The 15,336-nt window shown below is 62.8% G+C and carries 13 protein-coding genes and 2 pseudogenes; 6 read left to right on the plus strand and 9 right to left on the minus strand.

The window, feature by feature from the left end; all coding sequences use genetic code 11:
* Positions 1–8: 8 nt before the first annotated feature.
* From mobF to WKW82_RS36385, 3 genes are read right to left on the minus strand one after another with little or no spacing between them, the layout of a single operon-like run.
* Positions 9–3,044, minus strand: coding sequence for a MobF family relaxase (gene mobF, locus WKW82_RS36375; RefSeq protein WP_340348049.1), 3,036 nt, complete (start codon positions 3,042–3,044; stop codon positions 9–11).
* 13 nt (positions 3,045–3,057) lie between these two features.
* Positions 3,058–4,704, minus strand: a complete 1,647-nt coding sequence (locus WKW82_RS36380) for a type IV secretion system DNA-binding domain-containing protein (RefSeq protein ID WP_340348050.1) — start codon at positions 4,702–4,704, stop codon at positions 3,058–3,060.
* Positions 4,704–5,057: a hypothetical protein gene (locus WKW82_RS36385; RefSeq protein WP_340348051.1), complete on the minus strand. Its 354-nt coding sequence runs from the start codon at positions 5,055–5,057 to the stop codon at positions 4,704–4,706. The genes WKW82_RS36380 and WKW82_RS36385 overlap by 1 nt, the downstream gene beginning before the upstream one ends.
* A 410-nt stretch (positions 5,058–5,467) precedes the next feature.
* Between WKW82_RS36385 and WKW82_RS36390 the strand changes: the two genes are divergently transcribed.
* Genes WKW82_RS36390 through WKW82_RS36400 form a run of 3 tightly spaced genes read left to right on the plus strand, consistent with a single transcriptional unit; the run spans position 5,468 to position 7,196 of the window.
* Entirely contained in the window at positions 5,468–5,953 is a 486-nt protein-coding gene (locus WKW82_RS36390) for a hypothetical protein (protein WP_340348052.1), read from the plus strand.
* Complete coding sequence (gene stbB / locus WKW82_RS36395; protein WP_340348053.1) at positions 5,950–6,735, plus strand: StbB family protein; 786 nt, start codon at positions 5,950–5,952, stop codon at positions 6,733–6,735. Before WKW82_RS36390 ends, stbB begins: the two co-directional genes overlap by 4 nt.
* Positions 6,732–7,196 (plus strand): hypothetical protein, encoded by a 465-nt coding sequence (locus WKW82_RS36400; RefSeq protein WP_340348054.1) that lies wholly within the window; start codon positions 6,732–6,734, stop codon positions 7,194–7,196. Before stbB ends, WKW82_RS36400 begins: the two co-directional genes overlap by 4 nt.
* Positions 7,197–7,247: 51 nt before the next feature.
* Here the strand turns inward: WKW82_RS36400 and WKW82_RS36405 are convergent, their stop codons facing one another.
* The gene (locus tag WKW82_RS36405) at positions 7,248–8,366 is read right to left on the minus strand and encodes a hypothetical protein (protein WP_340348056.1); all 1,119 of its coding nucleotides are present in this window, start codon (positions 8,364–8,366) and stop codon (positions 7,248–7,250) included.
* Positions 8,350–9,285, minus strand: coding sequence for a ParB/RepB/Spo0J family partition protein (locus tag WKW82_RS36410; RefSeq protein WP_340348057.1), 936 nt, complete (start codon positions 9,283–9,285; stop codon positions 8,350–8,352). The genes WKW82_RS36405 and WKW82_RS36410 overlap by 17 nt, the downstream gene beginning before the upstream one ends.
* Before the next feature lie 620 nt (positions 9,286–9,905).
* Here WKW82_RS36410 and WKW82_RS36415 point away from each other — a divergent pair.
* Both WKW82_RS36415 and WKW82_RS36420 read left to right on the plus strand, forming a co-directional pair.
* Positions 9,906–10,208 (plus strand): hypothetical protein, encoded by a 303-nt coding sequence (locus WKW82_RS36415; protein ID WP_340348058.1) that lies wholly within the window; start codon positions 9,906–9,908, stop codon positions 10,206–10,208.
* A 103-nt stretch (positions 10,209–10,311) separates the two neighbouring features.
* Positions 10,312–10,860, plus strand: a pseudogene (locus WKW82_RS36420) (IS5 family transposase); the annotation flags it as partial.
* 103 nt (positions 10,861–10,963) lie between these two features.
* Here the strand turns inward: WKW82_RS36420 and WKW82_RS36425 are convergent.
* Genes WKW82_RS36425 through WKW82_RS36435 form a run of 3 tightly spaced genes read right to left on the minus strand, consistent with a single transcriptional unit; the run spans position 10,964 to position 14,128 of the window.
* The gene (locus WKW82_RS36425; protein ID WP_340348060.1) at positions 10,964–11,959 is read right to left on the minus strand and encodes a tyrosine-type recombinase/integrase; all 996 of its coding nucleotides are present in this window, start codon (positions 11,957–11,959) and stop codon (positions 10,964–10,966) included.
* Complete coding sequence (locus WKW82_RS36430; protein ID WP_340348061.1) at positions 11,952–12,887, minus strand: tyrosine-type recombinase/integrase; 936 nt, start codon at positions 12,885–12,887, stop codon at positions 11,952–11,954. The genes WKW82_RS36425 and WKW82_RS36430 overlap by 8 nt, the downstream gene beginning before the upstream one ends.
* A complete protein-coding gene (locus WKW82_RS36435) occupies positions 12,884–14,128 on the minus strand; it encodes a tyrosine-type recombinase/integrase (RefSeq protein WP_340348062.1) in 1,245 nt (414 codons plus the stop codon). Before WKW82_RS36435 ends, WKW82_RS36430 begins: the two co-directional genes overlap by 4 nt.
* 126 nt (positions 14,129–14,254) lie before the next feature.
* Between WKW82_RS36435 and WKW82_RS36440 the strand changes: the two are divergent.
* A pseudogene (locus WKW82_RS36440) lies at positions 14,255–14,692 on the plus strand (transposase); the annotation flags it as partial.
* A 243-nt stretch (positions 14,693–14,935) separates the two neighbouring features.
* Here WKW82_RS36440 and WKW82_RS36445 read toward each other — a convergent pair.
* Positions 14,936–15,271, minus strand: coding sequence for a DUF2958 domain-containing protein (locus WKW82_RS36445; protein WP_340348063.1), 336 nt, complete (start codon positions 15,269–15,271; stop codon positions 14,936–14,938).
* Between the last annotated feature and the right edge of the window lie 65 nt (positions 15,272–15,336).

Consider the following 15,336-nt stretch of genomic DNA (forward strand, 5'->3'; position numbering starts at 1 on the left):
TGGAGCCGCTACCGCGCCGCGGTGGCCGGCTGAGAACTTCTCCCCGAGAAGCTTGAGCCCTGTTGTCGGTGACCCGCGTGGACTCTCGGCTGCGCGTGCACCTCTTTCGCCAGTCGCGCACGTCCGGCGCGTTCGATTTTCGCCCGCAAGACCGCCGATTCGTTCACTGCGTCTCTCAACTCCAAGGCTGCAAACTTCTTGGGCTCCCGGCTCATCGCGGCCGCCAACCTGCCTGCGTCGTCGGTAAACAAAGTGATGTCGTTGCGGGGGCGTGAGATGGCCACGTAGAACACGGCGCGATTGCTGGTCAGACTTTTTGTGTTCGCGTCGACCAGCACCCGGTTCTTGGTCAGACCCTGGGCCGAATGAATCGTGCTCGCGTACCCATGTTGCAGATGAATGGGGCGGCGGCAATCGATGAGAATATCCGGCCGGGCAAGCCCCCTATCGGGCTCTCGCTTCAGCATTACGTGCCCGGATTCGACGGCCCCAACCTCGTATCGCTCGCCGTTGCAGATGCCAAGGGCCTTGTCATTTGCGGTCACACGCACCCAGTCGCCAGGTGCGAGATCAACAGTGTCCTTCTCGTAAAGGCGAAGCATCGGATTCAGCGCTGGATCGAAGGATGCTTGCTGGCCATTCTCCCGCCTCACTGTCAGCGTGTTCCGCGCAATGTCATGGCTCAAGACCGTGAGCTGTTCACCCTGCCGTACGTCCATGCTATAGCTCCGCTGCGGTATGACGATTTGACCAACGTCGTAGCTTTGCGCTGAGCGCAGTTCGGCCCTGGTCATGTCAACGTTGTTCAATACATCCACGGGCCGACCGTCAGCAAGCGACAACCCTTCCCGCACCAGCGCGTTGATTGCGCGTCTTGCTTCGTTGGTTCCCGCCACGATCAGCGTCTCCTTGCGCTCGGCCTCCGGCAACTGCACGTAGGCCTGTGCCACGCGCTCATGGCGCCTTGCATCCTGCACAACTTCGACGATCGTGTGGCGCAACGTCGAAACGGCAAGCGGCACTTCGTTGTTCGCGGCGTGCACAACCGCCGCACGGATGGCTTCATTCTTCTGTCGCTTGATCTCGGTGAGAAAGGCCTTGGTCATGCCTGCGTCCTGCAACTGCTCGAAAGGCTTGCCCGCTTCCACTGCGTGGGTCTGCTTGCGGTCTCCGCTGAGAATCAGACGTGCATCCTGCTTTTCCACGATCGTCATGAGCTTCTCGAGCTGGTGCGCAGGCACAACGCCCGCTTCGTCCAGAAACACGATGCTGTGCCGGTCCAGCGTGCGTTGCTGCGAGACTCGTGCAAGGAAGGACGCCAAGGTTTGCGATTCCATGCCCAGAGACGCGAGGGCCTCATTCTGGGAGGCATAGGGCGCCAAGCCGATCACCCGGTAACCATGCGCCCCGGAAAGGCGCGCAGTCTCCGCCTTGATCCCCGCCACTGCCGTGCTGAGCATGTGGCTTTTGCCGGTGCCGGCCAGACCCTGGATGCCGACGAACCGATCGTGTGTGGTGAGCACCATTTCCACCGCCTCGCGCTGCCCAGCGTTGAGATCGCTCGCCGCAAGCATGCGCGCGACGCTCTCCACCGAGGCGACCGCCGGAACGCTGCCGCGACCGGCCTTCTCGATGCCAAGGATGCGAATCTCGGTGCGCTTGGCGTCCGGCGTCGCGAAACGCGCCTCCGCCGCGACGAGCGCGCCGCGCTGAATGGCGGAATCGACCGAAGCCTCGGCTTGCGCCTGGGTCTGGTCGCGCGAAGCCATGGTCAGCGCGACCCACGAAGCCCGTGTCAGCTTCTCGAACTCGTCGTGCCCCTTGAAGCGCGCTGCGTTTGGATCTCTTGCCAGTTCGCCGGCGCTGATGTTCAAGGAGCGGGCTGACTGGTACAGCGGCAACTCCGGCAACAACCGGCCATCTCTTTTCGCATTCTCGAGTGCTTCTTCTACAGACGCAGTCGTCGTTCGCGTCGCAGCCCGACCGTAGGCGACCTCCAACAATTCGCCGCGCGAGAAGATCCCTTGTCTTTCGGCCAGGTGTGCGATGGCGAAATCAATTGCTTCGTTGGCGGCCCCCCGGCTTCGGCCCTTGCCTGTGAGCGCTTCATTGATTGCGTCGCCGGCTTTGCCAACCCGTTGACGGACCGCGTGGACCACGCCACTCTGGGCATCAAGATCGAGACCCGCCTCCCTTGCCGTTTCCAGCCAGTGGGCGCGCAGCCAGGCGCGATCACTCTCTGTCTTCTTCTGCCGGGTGGCGAGCGTGATGATCTGCTTTTGGGCCGTGGTGGCAGTGCCCCGGTCCTGGCCGCGAGCAGCGAGCAACCGTTCGATTTCCTGACTGCGCTGACTGAAGTGCTGGATTGCGGCATCGGGGATGTGAGCCAGCTCCCAGCCGCCTTTGCGGGTCTCCCGAAGGTCGAAACCCAAGGCCTTCAGTTCGGCAGCGAGCGTCGCGCGGTAGAAGGCACCGATCACTTTCACGTTCTTGAGCAGGTCTTCGTTCGACAAGGCGCGCCATTCCCCGTCCGAGCGTCTCGTCAGGTTCATCACAATCGCGTGCGTGTGGAGCTGCGGATCCTGTGCGCGAGAGAGTTCGTGCCTGAATGTCGCAGCGACGAGATTGCCGGTGCGCTCGCGAAACGACAGGCCCGCCTGCTTCTTTCGCGTCGCCGCGAACTCCTGCATGAGCTCGAGACTCTTCCTCACCGCCCCGTCGTGCGCGGCGACGATCCGATGGTCGCCCTTGACGAGCGCCTGAATGCTTACGGACTTGGGCGCACTGAAGGTGAAGTCGATGCCCTTGCGGTCCTTGCTGCCTTTCGTCTGACTCAGTCGAATTCGTTTGCCGTCGGGTAGCTGCCCATCGAGCAGGTTTTGAAACGTGTCACGGTCAATGGCCTGCGCGCCGTCGAGGCCCAGATTGAGGACGCTTTGCCCGATCCATTCGCCGCGGTGACCCTCCTTGCCGTAGTAGTCGTCGGAGGTCTCGAAGTAGTGCGCGGCTCCGGCCGCGCTGGCGACGAACTTGAACGACAGCATTTTGAGTTCCTCGTCAGGAAGTCAGCACGCGCGAACTTTGGTGCGAAGCGGCGGTCGGTGATGATGCCGCCTTCACGCCTTGTGGCGCGGTGAACAGCAGGTTTCGCGCCTGCGGGCGGTCGTGGAAGCCGTCGGCCATGATCATCGGTGCCACGATAACCCGACGAGCCTTGTACTTCATGGTTACGCGCGCAATCGGATAGTTGCCGGCGAGCTTCACGTAGCCGGTGAGGTTGGGTAGCAGATGGAACTCTGCGGGCGACACGAGTCGCTCCGTGTCCTGCCGATGCGAAAGCGTTCCTTTCCCGCCGGCCGTTCCGACCGACACGCTGGGCGCACGCCGCAGGACGGTGTGCTCGCCAAGGCCACGCGAGAATTCTTCAGCCGTGTATGTGTCGAGCTCGCCGATTCCGCAGAGGAAGGCCGATCTGAAGCAGTTGCGCAACGTCAGCGCATCGTCCTTGCCGTAGGTGTCATTCAGCTGTGCCAGCGACTGCACGCCCGGCATGATGCGCAGACCCTTCTTCCGGCCTTTGGTGGCAGCGTCGATGATGTAGTTCAGCTTCTCGAGTGAATCGAGTTCGTCGCAGACGAGGTGCATGCGCCGCCCTGGCTCTTCCGGCATCGACAGCACGCTGGCACAAGTCACGTCGACCCAGCATGAGATCAGCGGCTTGAGGGCCTGCAGCATGTCCTCGCGCCAGGTGATCCAAAGACTGCCCTGCCCGCGATCCAGCCAGTCACGGAAGGAGAAATCTCCGGACGGCAGGTACTTGTGCGGCGTGATGTATTGGGTCAGCACGGTGCGGATGCTGGCAAGCGTATCCGGCGCCCCGTGAAAGCAACCCGCCGCCGGCGTGCCGGCAAGCAAGGCCTTCAGATCGTCGTTGCTGGCAGTAGTCAGCCAGTGGACCAATTGCTCGGTCGATCCGGCGCCCTGTCGCAACAATACCGTCAACGTCTCGCTGACGATGGTGCGGCCCATGCTGTTCCAGGTCTCCTGTTCGGTCGACGGACTGCGCGGGATCAGGCTGATCGCGTACTGCTCGCAGTCGAAGCTCGTGCGGATCTCGTTGAAGATGCTCCAGCCCTGGCTGCGTTTGTCGAACGGGTTGAGGATGACGTCGCCAGGTCTGAAGAAATACCGCATGGATGCACCATCCGGATCGACGCAGACGATGCGGTCGCCGCGCCCAACAGCGCTCTCGATGTAGTCGCTGATACAGACGCTCTTGCCAGTGCCCGTCGAGCCTCCAACGAAGAACTGGGTGTTCTCGACATCCTTCGGGATCGGAATCCCGGCGAAAACAAGTTGGGATTTGCCGCTGCGCGTCTGGGTTGCCAAGACTTTTTGCCCGACCATCTTGGGCCCACGCAGGCGGGTCACGAAGACGGAGCCGCCGTAGTGGTTGGCATAGCGATTCGCGCAGACTGCGAAAACGAGGATGCCTAGCGCAAGTCCGACGAAGGGGCCAATCCACAGGATCGGCAGGAACGGCGTTTCCTTGGCGGCGTACCACAGGCCCTTCGCAAAAAGAGTTGCAGGCAGCTGGTAGTACAACGCCACGTTTGCGATCCAGCCGGCAATGACGGCTACCAGCACCCCCAGCGCCAGCCAGGACCGGAGCGTGTTGTCGGGCGTGCGATGGTTGACGAACATCAGCGCCCTCTTAGGTACGTTTCGATGGCCGACACGTCGATTGCCTGATCGGCTTGAGCGCGGATGCTCTCCCCTACCGACTTGCGCACCATCACGTAGAGCCCGCAAAGCACGCTGAGTATGAGTTGCTGGTCTCCACTCTCATCGCCCGGCCGCTCAAGACGGCGGATGAGCGAGCCCATCTTTTCGAGCTCGGATCGAACGCCGGCAAGTGCGTCGGTGTTGGGTCGAAGCGCGTCAAAGTACACGCGCTTGATGTGGGTGCCCAGGGCGGCATCGTCAGATGCCGCGAACGAGCGCTCCAGAAAACTGGCCTCGTCGTCGTTGAACCGGATCGGGACGTACTTGCCCATGTGTTACCTCCTAGAGATGCGCCGTCATTGGCAAACGGCGGCGCGAAGTAACACAGGCTCGGCCCCATGTAACACAGCGAAATCGAGAATCCATGCGGGTTTGCGGGCACCTTGTAGGTGCGTATGGTGTATCGCCCCTAGGCGAGTCGACGGACCCACTGTCGCACCCCAAAACGCGGTCTTTGGTACACACAACTGCTCGGGCGAGCCGAAGGGTCGACCGAGAGCGTGACAGCAGGCCGAAGGCAATCTGTAGCCAAACTGTAGACATCGTGTAGTCCTTCTGTAGCGATTATGTAGCCTTTTTGTAGCGAAAGTGTAGCCACCGGACAGGTCATTCTGCGTTTTTTCAAGACATTTCATATCTTGAGCGCCACAATACGCCGGATTGACTTCCATTTCCATACTCGATGTCAGAGCTAGAAGTGATCACGTGCCAAACAGGCGAGCTGACAAAACTCGGGCTCAAGAGCGATGCCGCCGTCATCCAGCGCCTTTGCCCCGCAATAGCGGCGGCACTGCGGGCCGGCTATTCGCACCAAGTCATCCACCACACCCTGAGTGCAGCGGGTTTTGCAATCACTTGGACAAACTATCGGATCGCGCTCGGGCGAGCGATCAAGGCATCGGCTTCCATCGTCAAGCCCAAGGGTCATCGAAGCGGCCTCGCGCATAGCGCCGCCCAGACGACTTCCGACACGGGAGCGTGGCAGACCTCTTCGATGCCGCAGGAATCCGGGGAGTCGCGCACCTTGAGCGGTACGTCCTCCGCCACGCGCGTGATGGACGCATTGCGCCAGGCCCGCGAGGTGGCCACTTCAAAAGACTACGGCCAGATCGCCCGTGATCTCTACCGCCAGCAACAACGCGACCAAAGACGAAAGGACCGACCATGAAGATCTGTGTTCTCAATCTCTCCGGCAACGTCGGCAAGAGCACCCTTGCCATTCACCTGCTGGCTGCATATCTGCCCGGCGCGCGCATCCTGAGCGTCGAGTCGATCAACGCAAGTGCCGCCGATCGCATGCCGGGACTCGATGTCGAGGAGCTCGGTGCGAGCCGTTTCAAGGAGATCCTCCGGGAACTCATGCAGGGCGACGACGTGATCGTGGATGTCGGCGCCTCCAACGTCGCGGCTTTCATGACCGAAATGAAACGCTTCAAGAGCGCGGTCGGGGAGTTCGACTGGGTGCTGGTGCCAACCGTCCCGACGCTCAAGCAGCAACTCGACACCATTGCAACCATCGACTGGCTGCACGAACTCGGCCTGGACGGGCTCAAGGTCCGGGTGATCTTCAACCAGTATGCGAGCGATGCACAGGATCCGATCCAGGTGGTCTATTCGCAGGTGCTAGGGTATGCGGTGGCGGATGGCAAGGGCAAGGCAGTCTACGAGCCTCATGCTGTCGTCGATCACAACGAGGTCTATGAGTTGGCCAAAGACTCCGGTCAGGTGATGCGCGCACTCGCGAGCAGTACGACCGACTGGAAAGCAGCGCGCGGCGAAGCCAAGCGCGCAGGCGACATGGTCGCACTGGAGCGCGCCATGGCCGGCCAGATGACACACGACTTGGCCGTCACGGCCCATGAAAACCTCGCGCGTGTGCATGCGATGCTTTTCGACGATCGGAGCGCGAACGATGCCGGGCCAGCCGCAGCTGGCAGGAAGCGTGCATGAACCCCGCAAGCGCGCAGCATGCAGCGCTGCGCATCCTGCTGGAAGATGTTGATCCGCTACTGCAGCGCGCCGAAGAAGCGGCGCAAACGCTGACAAAGGTGCGCGAGGAGTTGGATGCCGATCTGATGACGCTCGGCGAACTGGTTCAGAAGTCGATCGATGCGCAACCAGCGATGCTGGAGGCCGTCCGCAAGCTCAGCGCGTCCGCCGCGCGCATAGAGGCGGCGTTGCAATTTCAGGTGGTTTCAAACCCTGGTCGAGCCGAGCGATGGCCCGGCGCAATCTGGATCGCCTGTGCGACCAGTGCAGTGCTATCGGCCACGATCGTATCGGGCATCGCGTGGATCGGGTCGAGGGAATTCGTGGAACAGGCGCGCATCGGCCGGGCGTTGCAGTCCGCATGGACGTCAATGGATCCGGCGACGCGCTCCAAGGTGAAAGAGCTTTTGGGGAAGTCCTGAGAGCAAAGGAAACGGCCGTCGAGACTCGCCAGCCATTTCCGTTGGTTCGCCTCAGCGCATTTCGTCCTCGACAGCACCTTCGCCGCCTTGCTCGTCCAGGTTGCGGAGTGGCGCGGGCAGCCAGCGCGTCCCTTCAAGCTTGCTTTCGCAATAAGCCACGACCTCGGCCTTCTTCATGCCGACTGTGGCTTGTGTTGCATCGACGCCGGTGGCCTCCTTGACGGCTTCAAGTGCCTTGGCCTTGCTGACGTGGCCGAGGTAGCGGCCTGCGCTGGGAGTCCACCAGTCGGCCACGTCGACGTCCAACGCCTGCGCGAGAGCATCGCTGTGGTTGGCAGTGGAGCGAGTGCGTGCGGCGATGGCGTTGACACTGCGCGCGGTGCAGTAGGCCAGCAGTTCGAGCAATGTTGCCTGCGGCTGCGCGAGCAGCCAGCGGAACAGTGCGGCAGGGTTGCCGGGGAGGCGGTCACCCCACATCGCCTCCGCTTCGCCGAGCAGCGTGGCGGCCGGGCTGTCGCCGTACGCGCTGGCTTCTTGCGCGAGGGTGCTGTCGCTGGTCACGCGAACTGCGACCTTGACGATGTCGTCGCCGCTGCCGTACAGGCTGAACACGGTCTCTGCCATCCGGTGCACCAGCGTCACGAGGGCCACCTGCGGGTTCTGCATCAAGGCTGCTTGCAAGGCCGCAGTGCGGTGCGCGGTGAGGTCGCGCATGAGCTTCTCGCTGAACTCGGCCCGCGTCGAAACCTGCTCCGTCGCCACTGGATCCGGACGGGTGATCTCACCCCCTTCGCTGGTCGCCGCCTTCCGATCCTCTGGTCGCAGCAAACCGCGCTCGATCACAATGTCGCCACAGTGGTCGAGTCGTACCAACGCACCGGACCGTGCCAGTTGTTCGGGTGCCCACTGTTGCAAGACGGCATGTGCGGTCATCAGGTTTTCATCAGCCTTATCGAGCGCTTCGCAAAGCTGCTGTTCGACGAGTTCGTAGTCATCGGCCTCGGGATCGCCTTCGTCCTGGTGCTGGTCGTAGGCATCGGCATGCTTGCGCTGCTCGGTCGCGAGCCGCTCGATTGTCTCGGCTTCCTCGGGCGTCGGCTCGCGTTCGCTCTGGCCCTCGCGTCCGTAGCGCCGCCATGCACTCGTGTCGGCTTCAAGCGAACAGGCCACCCAGGACCAGCCCCTCCTCCTTGAGGATGACTTCGATGCCGCGCAGCTTGTCCATCGCGAGGGCTTGCAGCATGGTCGGGTTGGCGAGGTAGATGCCCGAGAGGTCCTCTGGCGAGGAGAACAGGTCGCGCCGCACGGAGCCGCCTTCGGCTTCATAGGTGTCGAGGCCCACGAAACGCGCGAGCCGGCTGTCTGCGCTGCAGGCTTCCTGCGTGATGGCATTGCGGATGCGCCAAGCGCTGCGGTCGTAGGGGCTGAGGCTGTCCCAGATGGCTTCTTGTGTGGCGATGTCATCAGCCAATGCCAAGGCCTGCAATTGCTCGGGTTCGATCTCGTCGACGCGGTAGAGGTCGAGGAAGCGCGGGGCGAGCCGTGCGAGCTTGAGGCGGCGTTCCACGGTCAGGGGGGACACGCCGAAGCGCCCGGCCACCTGTGCGATTGTCAGGCCGTCGTCAACGAGGCGCCGGAACGCTTCCATCTGGTCGGCGGGGTGCATCCCTTGGCGTCCCGAGTTCTCTGCGAGCGAGACCTGGACGGCTTGCCCTTGCGCGTACAGCTTGCACTCGATGGGCTGGTCCGTGGGCCAGTGTCCTGTGGCCGCCAGCATCTGCATGGCTCGCAGCCGCCTGCCACCCGCAACCACGTCGAATCGGCCGTCTGCGTTGGCCACGATGCTCAAGCGCTGCAGAAGGCCCTGCGATTCGATCAGCGCAGCCAGTTCGATCAGGCCTTCTTCATGTTGGACCTTGCGCATGTTGGAGGTGCTGATGGCGAGCTTGTCCAGCGGCACGAGCACGTCGCGACCGGATGCCGGGCCCACGGCACCTGTCGTCATCGGTTCCGGTGCGTTCGGAGAAGTCGATGGGCTTGATGCGCCTGCGACCACGTTCTTCTTTCTGGGCTTGGCAATGGCAGTCATTTCGGTTTCCTTTGCATTGAAGTTGAATGAACAGTGCCGGGTTCCTAGATTCAGAGCCCTTCGATGAAGGGTTTCGGTACGCATCGGCCTCCTACCCGGAGCTGGCCGCCGTTTTCCTGAGTTCTTCGCCCGGTGAACGGCAGCGACGGCGGGGACAGGGGAGCAAGGGGGAAGGTTTGTAAGGCGAAGCCTTATGAAAACCCCCTTGCAGGCGCAGCCGGTCCCCTGGCGCCGACGGCGCAGAGTCACCGGACAAGGCGAAGGACTCGGGAAAACGGCAGCCCGGAAAGATCACGAGGCCGATGCGTGCCGGAACCGCCGCGCGGCGAGCGCCTCGACCTGCCGAAGGACAGGTCTGATCAGGGAAGTTCGAGCGGACGCAGTCCGCTGCGCCAGGGATGCGCAAGGCTGGCGCAGCCAGTCCCCGAAGGGGATGAGCGCGAAGGCGCGAACCTGGAGCAGCCCGACAGCGGCGCAGCCGGTGGGGCGCCCAAGGCATGGAGCGGCCCCGGTGCAAATCCCAGACGAACGACCGCCAACAGACGCGGGACCGGGATCACAATCTGCAGGACGCCAGTGTCCATTCAGAAAGCTGGAACGGCTATTGCAGGAGAAGTGCCATGCTGGGCACAGAACAGAAAGCAGTCATCCTTCGAAGGGCGGGCATTGCCGTGCCGCCCGTTCCGCGTCGACGCTTGCCGCTGCAGGAAGGCGACCAGGACGGCGAGGCGTCAGCCTCGCATCGACAGCTGGTCGCCGGCAACGGCGACGCTGCACTGGGCGCAGCGGACGCGCAGCCCACCGACGCTGCCACCGACGCGTGGATCAAGGCCGTCGACAAGCTCTACGCCGACTATGCGCTCGCGCGCGCAACTCACAGCCTGCGCGAGGCCGAGCATGCCCGCACCGGCGGAGCTCGATAGAGCGGCCACGATGCGGCCGCTTCCGCGTTAGGGCAATACTGATCAAGTCCCCTGGCCCGGGGATTGCTGTGATGCAGGCGTAGTCATAGTGTGAGTGCCGAAGATGAAGCAGCAGACATTGGCGATGGCGGCGGACCAAGGCGCAGGATTCGAGCGGTTTCGCCGCCGCACCAAGCGCGAGGACTTTCTCGATGCCATGGAGGCAATTGTTCCGTGGGCTGCGTTGTGCGCGGTGATCGAGCCGCACTATCCCAAGGCCGGTAACGGGCGCCGCCCGATTGGCCTGCAACGCATGCTGCGCATACACCTGCTTCAGCACTGGTTCAATCTGGCCGACACCGCGGTGGAGGAAGCGCTCTACGACATTGCCAGCCTGCGGCGCTTCGTGGGCATCGACCTGGGTTGCGAGCGGGTACCCGACGAGACCACGGTGCTGAAGTTCCGTCACCTGCTGGAAGAGCATGACCTGGGCGAGAAGCTGTTTGCCGAAGTCGGCCGGGTGCTGCAGTCCAGCGGCTTTGCGGTCAAGACCGGCACCATCGTGGACGCCACGTTGATCGGCGCACCCAGCTCGACCAAGAACGCCCACAAGGCACGAGACCCCGAGATGCACCAGACGCGCAAGGGCCAGCAATGGTATTTCGGTATGAGATGTGGTCGACCACATCTCATACCTAATGTGGCGCTGGTCCATATGTGGCGCCCGGCGGCGTCGCCCTTGGTAGGCCGGTCGCTGAGCGTCACATAAATTCCGGTCACAGCGATCTTAGGAACTCCATGATGTGCGGCTGGGAATGCCACGGCTTGCTTGGCTTCTTCGCCGCGGGGATCTCGCACTTCTCAAGCGCCCGCGCCTTGCCCTCGAGATCGATTTCGGCGTAGACGTTGGTCGTGTCGAGCGATGCATGTCCAAGCCAGGCTCGCACGGTGTTGATGTCGACGCCCGCATTGAGCAAATGCGAGGCCGTGGAATGGCGAATGGAGTGCGGGCTGACTCTTTTCGTCGCCAGGGATGGCATGACGGCCTTGGCTCTCGCGGCGGTGCGCTCGACCAATGCATGAACTCCGAACCGCGTCGTCGGCTGGCCACACCGGTTGAGGAAGACGTGCTCGTGCCTGGAGCGTTCGCCCACGAGCGCGCGCAACTCGCGCACCGTCACTGGCCACAACGGGCATTGGCGGCGTCTACGCCCCTTGCCGAGAATGTCGACGCTTGCCTGATCAAGATGCAGGTCCCCGACGATCAACTCCGATGCCTCACTGGCTCGCGCGCCAGTGTTGTAGAGGAACAGGAGCAGCACGTAGTCTCGACGGCCTTGTTCCGTGCGCCGGTTCGGACAGGCCAGCAGCGCGTCGATCTCCGCCTTGCCGAGGTATGGCACTGCGGCATGAGTTCCCTTCTTGTAGGGCACGCAGCGAACCTGTGCACACCAGGCGATGTGTTCGGGACTGTGTTCACCGACGAATCGGGCCAAGGCGTGAACGGCCGCCAGGCGCTGATTACGTGTGGCGATTCCACACCCTCGATGAGTCTCGACGTCATTGAGGAACTCCCGCACCATGTGCGGCGACACGTCGACCACGGCCAGGCGGTCGACGGCCTTGTGCAGGCGACCCGAGACAAAAGGCAGCAACTGGCACATCGTGTCTCGGTAACTGCGTCGCGTGTTCGCAGCCAGATTGCGCTCGCTGACGAGGTGCTCCAGCAGGAATCGGCGAATCCATGGCCCCAGCGTGCTGGCGTCACGCATGGCTGGCCTCCCGCAGGAAGAATTGCTCGAAGCGCGCGCTGGCGTGCTGCATCAATTCGGGCGTCATGCTCAGATAGCACTGCGTGCCGCTGATGTGCACGTGACCCAGGTACGTCGCCAACTGCGGCAGCATGCGCTGCACGTCGGCGCCGTCGCGATACCACCGCACAAGACGCGTCACGGCCGAGGTATGGCGTAGGTCATGCAAGCGGGGTTGGTATCTCGCGCCATCATGTCGACACACCTTGGCCTGCGATCGCATCTGACTAAAGGCTTGCTCGGCGCCCGCACGCGAGACTCGCCCACCTCGAGATGTCAGCAAGAATGGCGCGTCGGAATCCAGCGGCGAACGCTTGCAACGCCGCTGCGCGTACTCTCGCAAGACCTGCGTCAGGTCGGTGCCTATGGGCACAAGTCGTGTCTTGTAGAACTTGGACCCGCGCACGTGAAGCACACGGTCGTCCAAGTCGACGTCGGCGAGGTTCAGGCTAAGCGCTTCGCCGATGCGCAGTCCGGTTGCGTACAGCAGCAGGAGAAGAGTTCGGCTGGTGAGCGCATCGATTCTGCGGGTGGCACGGCCAGCGGCTGCCTGCAGGAGCCGCCTGATCTCATCCTCCGAGTAGATGTAGGGCGTGAAGGTCTGGGGACACCTCGGCTCTGTGGTGGGCAGCGGCACGCTGGAGACGTAACCGCGGGCAAGGCAAAAGCGGTAGAAGCCGGTAAGTGTTCCGAACTTGCAATGCCAGGACCGCGTCATCGGCCCGTTGCCATCGAGGAAGGCGCGCACCGACTTCGGCCTGATCCGGTCGACATCGAGGCTGCCCATACTCTTGCTGAATGACTTCAGCATGCGCGCCTGGGTCACGAAGCGCATTCCCAGAGATTGTTTGTAGCCTACGTACGTCGCGATGGCTTGTTCGATCTTCATAGCAGTCCCTCCAGACTGAACTCGGCAACCTGACGCAGGCCGACGAGATCTACCTTGGCGTAGGTGCGCGTGGCGGAGGAACTGCGGTGGCCGAGATGATCGCCAATCTGCTTGAGGGACAGGCCCTCGGCCACAAGATGAGCTGCACAGGCATGGCGCAATGCATGAGGTCCCTGCCGGGGGCAGCGGATCTCCAGCGCCTGAATGCGTGGTGCCACCGCGTAGCGCAGGCTATGTGGCGCCAACGGCCCCACCGGTGCCCTGAGCGTCAAGAATAGGTTGCGCGACGCGCACCGCGGTCGCACCTCGCGCACATAGCGAAGGATCGCACTGCCGACCTCAGTGGCCAGCGGGTAATCGTGCCTGCAGCGCTGCTTGGGACGTGCGACGTGAAGGATGTCGCGCTCCCAGTCGATGTCATCCAGACTTAGCCCGACGACCTCACTGCTGCGCAGGCCATAGATCCCAAGAAGCATCAGGACGGCTCGGTCGCGAATATCCCGGGGTCGATCCGTGGCGGTGCTTGCGATGAGCCGCTGGACGTCGTCCCAGCGCGGGCCGGAAGGCAGCGCTTCGTGCCTGAACAGGCGGGGCCCCTCGATCCCGGCGGCGAAGCTCTCTGCGCAACGACCCGTTGCGGCCATGTGCGTGTAGAAGGATCGCAATGCGGTGGCTGCTGTGGCGATGGACGCTCGGCACCACCCCTGCGCACCCCGCATCGACAGGAACGCATCCACATGCTCCAAGGTAGCCATGCCGGCGTCACTGTGTAGGGCGTCGAGCCACGTCAGAAATGCCCGAACATGCCAGCAACGGTTGTTGACAGTCTTCGGCGACAGGCCACGCTCTCGCTGCATGTGCAGCGAAAACTCGTCCACGAGTTCAGCGTCGGCGCCCGGCTTCGAAGGCGGCAACTGCAGACGCCCCATGAATCGTAGCCAGTCGGTGGCTACCTGCACGAATCTCTGGTGCCGAGCGGGTGAGATGCTGCGGCCGCGTCGTCGATGATGTCTGACCCAGCGATCGGCAACCGAGGCGACCTCTTCGGGCGTCACGCTCCTCGTACCGCTGACGTCTAAGTGCTGCGCGACGACTAACAGGTCGCTCGCCAGGTTGCCAACCGACTCCCTCGTCGCACCGGACGTGGCGAAGTGCGCAACAAAGCAGTCTCGCTGCTCGGCTGCCGGCGCAACGAGATGCCGGGCCAGAACGCGCGAATACCGAAATAGAGTCTCGAACATGATCGGATCCCCTTGTGAATTGAGGGGAGCCGACCCTACGCCGACGCTGAGAGTTATGTGGTGCTCAGCGACCACCCTTCAGAAGAGGATGTCGCCGGGCGCCACATATGGACCAGCGCCACATTAGGTATGAAGTTGCACATTGGTGTGGACAGCCAGAGTGGCCTGGTGCACAGCGCGGTGGTGAGCGCGGCCAATGTGCACGACAAACACCCCTTGCCTGACCTGCTGCACGGCAATGAACGCCGTGTCTATGGCGACAGCGCGTATGCGAGCCAGAAGGAACTGATTCGGGGCAAGGCACCGAACGCGCTGGACTTCACCAACCAGCGCACGCGCAAGGCGGGCTGCGAGGTCGACGAGGTGAAGAAGGCGAAGAACCGCAACAAGTCGAAGATCCGCTCCCGGGTCGAACACGTCTTTGCTGTGGTCAAGCGCCTGTGGGGATTCGACAAGGTGCGCTATCGGGGCCTGGTCAAGAACGCGACGCGCGCGTTTGTGACGCTGGCGATGGCCAACATCTATCTCGCGCGGCGACCACTGTTGGCACAAGTGCGTGCATAGCGGATAGAAAGCGGGCCAATAGCCCGCAGCCAGTGCCCGAATGGGCCAATTGACGATGCAATGCGCATCTAATTGGGACGCGAGGCACTGAAGTCGTGCAGATTCATCCTCTGCGTTCGGGTCAACTACTGGTCAGCGAAAAACACCGGCTTGATCAGCGTTGCCTTAGACCCGCCTCGGATCCCGGCAAGGCTCCGGCCGAGGCTGGCTGACAGCCGCCGGCGCGGGCCGGCGGCTTGGCTGCTAGGCCTGGATGCGCCCGTGCAGCCTGGCTTCGTGTGCATAGGCACTCAGGGGCTTGTCCGGATGGAAATGCAGGTCCTGATTGATGGGCCGCTTTATGAGGACGTGTACCGCGATGAGCTCAGAAAGCGCTACGATTTCTGGGAACCCCAATTCAAGGTCACACAGCCCGAACACAATTTCTCCGCAGCCGTCCGGTTCAGTCAGTAGCCAAGTGGCGTCGGGCGTGAAGAGTTTGAGGACCGGCAACGGATCGAAGTCTTCCAGCGCTTGAGCGGTACGGCCAGTGGCGATGAGTTGTGCGCGCAGCGGGTCGGAGAGAAAGGATGCATTCATGATGGACTCCTGGAACGGTTGCGGGCGGGATTGCCCGAGACCGTCGGAGGTCACGTCGCAGCGCA

Source organism: Variovorax rhizosphaerae (assembly GCF_037889975.1).
In the GTDB taxonomy this organism is placed as follows: Bacteria; Pseudomonadota; Gammaproteobacteria; order Burkholderiales; family Burkholderiaceae_C; genus Variovorax; species Variovorax rhizosphaerae.

Excerpts from the sequence above, each read along its gene's own strand:
- WKW82_RS36400 (WP_340348054.1), top strand. The coding sequence starts at position 6,732 with ATGAACCCCGCAAGCGCGCAGCATGCAGCGCTGCGCATCCTGCTGGAA.
- WKW82_RS36415 (WP_340348058.1), top strand. The coding sequence starts at position 9,906 with ATGCTGGGCACAGAACAGAAAGCAGTCATCCTTCGAAGGGCGGGCATT.
- WKW82_RS36445 (WP_340348063.1), bottom strand. The coding sequence starts at position 15,271 with ATGAATGCATCCTTTCTCTCCGACCCGCTGCGCGCACAACTCATCGCC.
- WKW82_RS36390 (WP_340348052.1), top strand. The coding sequence starts at position 5,468 with ATGTCAGAGCTAGAAGTGATCACGTGCCAAACAGGCGAGCTGACAAAA.
- WKW82_RS36385 (WP_340348051.1), bottom strand. The coding sequence starts at position 5,057 with ATGGGCAAGTACGTCCCGATCCGGTTCAACGACGACGAGGCCAGTTTT.
- mobF (WP_340348049.1), bottom strand. The coding sequence starts at position 3,044 with ATGCTGTCGTTCAAGTTCGTCGCCAGCGCGGCCGGAGCCGCGCACTAC.
- stbB (WP_340348053.1), top strand. The coding sequence starts at position 5,950 with ATGAAGATCTGTGTTCTCAATCTCTCCGGCAACGTCGGCAAGAGCACC.
- WKW82_RS36430 (WP_340348061.1), bottom strand. The coding sequence starts at position 12,887 with ATGAAGATCGAACAAGCCATCGCGACGTACGTAGGCTACAAACAATCT.
- WKW82_RS36410 (WP_340348057.1), bottom strand. The coding sequence starts at position 9,285 with ATGACTGCCATTGCCAAGCCCAGAAAGAAGAACGTGGTCGCAGGCGCA.
- WKW82_RS36425 (WP_340348060.1), bottom strand. The coding sequence starts at position 11,959 with ATGCGTGACGCCAGCACGCTGGGGCCATGGATTCGCCGATTCCTGCTG.
- WKW82_RS36380 (WP_340348050.1), bottom strand. The coding sequence starts at position 4,704 with ATGTTCGTCAACCATCGCACGCCCGACAACACGCTCCGGTCCTGGCTG.
- WKW82_RS36435 (WP_340348062.1), bottom strand. The coding sequence starts at position 14,128 with ATGTTCGAGACTCTATTTCGGTATTCGCGCGTTCTGGCCCGGCATCTC.